Here is a 3063-nt window from a genome sequence, read left to right as displayed (position 1 = left end):
ACACCACGCACCGTTGGTCGAATACCGCGCCAACGTGATGCACCCGCTTTACCTAATTGCCGTAGGCTGTGCTCACTGTTTGAAACCTCACCCAAAGTAGCTCGACATTCAACAAGAACCTTACGCATTTCACCAGAACGCAAACGAAGAGTTGCATAAGCACCTTCTCTTGCTACTAGCTGCGCAGAAGTACCTGCACTACGAGCGATTTGAGCGCCTTTACCAGGCTTCAATTCAACACAGTGGATAACACTACCCACAGGAATATTTCGAATAGGTAAGGTACTGCCTACTTTAATAGGAGCATCTTCACCCGAACGAATCTCTTGACCGACTTCAACACCTTTAGGAGCAATAATGTAACGACGCTCGCCATCCATATATTTCAGCAATGCGATGTGCGCTGAACGATTTGGATCGTGCTCGATACGCTCAACAACAGCTGGAATGCCGTCTTTTGTGCGCTTGAAGTCAACAACACGATAGTGCTGCTTATGACCGCCACCCTTGTGACGAACAGTAATACGACCGTTGTTATTACGACCGCCATTTTTAGATTTCTTTTCAACTAACGGCGCATAAGGACGACCCTTGTATAAATGAGGGTGTACTACCTTAACGACATGACGACGGCCGGCAGATGTTGGTTTGGTTTTTACGACTGGCATAATTCGACCTCTACCTTATTCCACGTCCATGAAATCGATATCCTGACCTTCTGCCAATTTGACATAAGCCTTACGAATATCTTTGCGCTTACCAAGACCGTTCTTAGTGAACTTAGTCTTGCCTTTAATATTTACAGTTTGAACTGCTTCAACTGTAACATTGAAAAGTTTCTCAACAGCCTTCTTGATTTCTGGCTTGCTAGCATCCGCAGCAACCTTAAAACAAACCTGGTTGTTCTCTGCTGCCATAGAAGCTTTTTCAGAAATATGAGGACCTAAAAGAACCTTATAGATACGTTGTTCATTCATCCCAACATCTCCTCAATCTTTTTAAGAGCAGAAACTGTGACAACCACCTTATCGAAACCAACAAGGCTTACAGGGTCAACACTTTCCGCATCACGCACATCCACTTTAGGGATATTGCGAGACGCCAAATATAAGTTTTGATCAATTTCTTCAGAGATGATCAAAGTACTATCTAGCAAACCCTGCTCTTTCAACTTAGCAGTCAGCTCTTTTGTCTTTGGCTCAGCAACAGTTAGCTCTTCAACAACCAACAAACGCTCCTGACGAACCAACTCTGACAAAATAACCTGCATCGCTGCACGATACATTTTACGGTTTACTTTTTGAGAGTGATCTTGCGGCTTCGCAGCAAATGTAACACCACCTGAACGCCAGATTGGGCTACGAATAGTACCTGCACGTGCACGACCAGAACCCTTCTGCTTCCATGGCTTCTTACCACCACCACTTACTTCAGAACGAGTTTTCTGAGCTCGAGAACCCTGGCGGGCAGCTGCCATATATGCAGTGACAACCTGATGAACCAAAGACTCATTAAATTCACGAGAAAACGTAGCTTCAGATACAGCCACTGAATTTCCAGAACCAGTAATTGTTAATTCCATGACGCCCCCTATGCCTTCTGTGCTGGCTTGACAATGATGTCCGCGCCAGTAGCACCAGGAACAGAACCTTTAATCAATAAAAGGTTACGTTCTGCGTCTACACGAACGACTTCTAAGCTCTGAACAGTAACTTGTTCAGCACCCATGTGACCTGACATCTTCTTGCCTTTAAAAACACGACCTGGCGTCTGACACTGACCAATTGAACCGTTTGATCTGTGTGACAACGAGTTACCATGCGTCGCATCTTGCATGCCAAAGTTCCAACGCTTAATACCGCCCTGGAAACCTTTACCTTTAGACTGACCAGTTACATCAATAATCTGACCAACTTCGAAGACTGTCGCATTAAGTGCGTCACCTGCTTTAAGATCTTCGCCTTCGCCTTCCGCCAAACGGAATTCCCAAAGACCACGACCCGCTTCAACACCTGCTTTCGCAAAATGTCCAGCTGCAGCTTTAGATACGCGAGAAGCGCGACGCTCACCAACAGTTACCTGAATTGCACGGTAACCATCAACATCGTCTGTTCTCACCTGTGTGATACGGTTATCTTCAACCTCGATAACCGTTACCGGAATGGATGCACCTTCGTCTGTAAAAACTCGAGTCATCCCAGCCTTACGGCCGACTAAACCAATCGCCATTTTTCACCTCTTAAGTGTACGGGGCTTTCACCCTCTATGGCCCTATAAATTAGGTAGTTACACTTTACCGCTCGATCTAACTTGAACGGCACCAACTTTTTAGAAAAGTTGGAAAAACTTAACCAAGACTAATCTGAACGTCTACGCCAGCTGCCAGGTCAAGTTTCATTAGTGCATCTACAGTTTTTTCTGTAGGCTCTACAATATCCATCATTCTCTTATGAGTACGAATCTCATACTGATCACGCGCATCTTTGTTTACGTGAGGAGAAATCAAAACTGTAAATCTCTCTTTCTTAGTTGGAAGAGGAATCGGACCACGCACTTGCGCACCGGTTCTCTTCGCCGTATCTACAATTTCTTGTGTAGACTGATCGATCAGACGATAATCAAAAGCTTTTAGTCTGATTCTGATTTTTTGGCTTTGCATGTGACCAAAACTCCAGTAATTAGCCACTTAAACCCAAAAAGGCGCGTGACTGCTGTATAAAAAAGGAGCCGCATTGTACGTATTGCAACCAACCGTGTCAACCGACATCCCGACATAAATACGATTTCTTTTAGCACAAAAAAAAGAGCCGCCCGAAGGCAGCTCTTTTTTTAGGATATAGGCGTCAGATTATTCAACAATCTTAGCTACAACACCCGCACCTACAGTACGACCACCTTCACGAATCGCGAAGCGTAGACCTTCTTCCATCGCGATTGGCGCGATCAAAGTAGCTGTTAACTGTACGTTATCACCAGGCATTACCATTTCAACACCTTCAGGCAACTCACAAGCACCTGTCACATCAGTCGTACGGAAGTAGAACTGTGGACGGTAACCTTGGA

At 45.1% G+C, this 3063-nt stretch carries 5 protein-coding genes and 1 pseudogene; all 6 read right to left on the bottom strand.

Annotation, left to right across the window (positions count from 1 at the left end; genetic code table 11):
• Positions 1 to 668: 50S ribosomal protein L2 (gene rplB, locus A3756_RS13500; RefSeq protein WP_068553681.1), on the bottom strand; the 668-nt coding region annotated here is incomplete at its 3' end.
• 15 nt (positions 669 to 683) lie between these two features.
• Entirely contained in the window at positions 684 to 977 is a 294-nt protein-coding gene (rplW, locus tag A3756_RS13495; RefSeq protein ID WP_068508512.1) for a 50S ribosomal protein L23, read from the bottom strand.
• Positions 974 to 1582 carry a 50S ribosomal protein L4 gene (rplD, locus tag A3756_RS13490; protein WP_068508509.1) on the bottom strand — a complete coding sequence of 203 codons (609 nt, stop codon included), beginning with the start codon at positions 1580 to 1582 and terminating at the stop codon, positions 974 to 976. The genes rplW and rplD overlap by 4 nt, the downstream gene beginning before the upstream one ends.
• An 8-nt stretch (positions 1583 to 1590) precedes the next feature.
• Positions 1591 to 2229 carry a 50S ribosomal protein L3 gene (rplC, locus tag A3756_RS13485; protein WP_068508507.1) on the bottom strand — a complete coding sequence of 213 codons (639 nt, stop codon included), beginning with the start codon at positions 2227 to 2229 and terminating at the stop codon, positions 1591 to 1593.
• Between the two features lie 118 nt (positions 2230 to 2347).
• A complete protein-coding gene (gene rpsJ / locus A3756_RS13480) occupies positions 2348 to 2659 on the bottom strand; it encodes a 30S ribosomal protein S10 (RefSeq protein ID WP_068455763.1) in 312 nt (103 codons plus the stop codon).
• A gap of 189 nt (positions 2660 to 2848) precedes the next feature.
• A pseudogene (tuf, locus tag A3756_RS13475) lies at positions 2849 to 3063 on the bottom strand (elongation factor Tu); the annotation flags it as partial.

This window comes from Oleiphilus sp. HI0086 (genome assembly GCF_001635225.1).
Note: the sequence above shows the minus strand (reverse complement) of the source record. Positions and strands in the feature narration are given on the sequence as shown.

What these genes read in the sequence shown, in the direction of transcription:
- rplW (WP_068508512.1), bottom strand. Translation starts at nt 977, where the DNA reads ATGAATGAACAACGTATCTATAAGGTTCTTTTAGGTCCTCATATTTCT.
- rplD (WP_068508509.1), bottom strand. Translation starts at nt 1,582, where the DNA reads ATGGAATTAACAATTACTGGTTCTGGAAATTCAGTGGCTGTATCTGAA.
- rplC (WP_068508507.1), bottom strand. Translation starts at nt 2,229, where the DNA reads ATGGCGATTGGTTTAGTCGGCCGTAAGGCTGGGATGACTCGAGTTTTT.
- rpsJ (WP_068455763.1), bottom strand. Translation starts at nt 2,659, where the DNA reads ATGCAAAGCCAAAAAATCAGAATCAGACTAAAAGCTTTTGATTATCGT.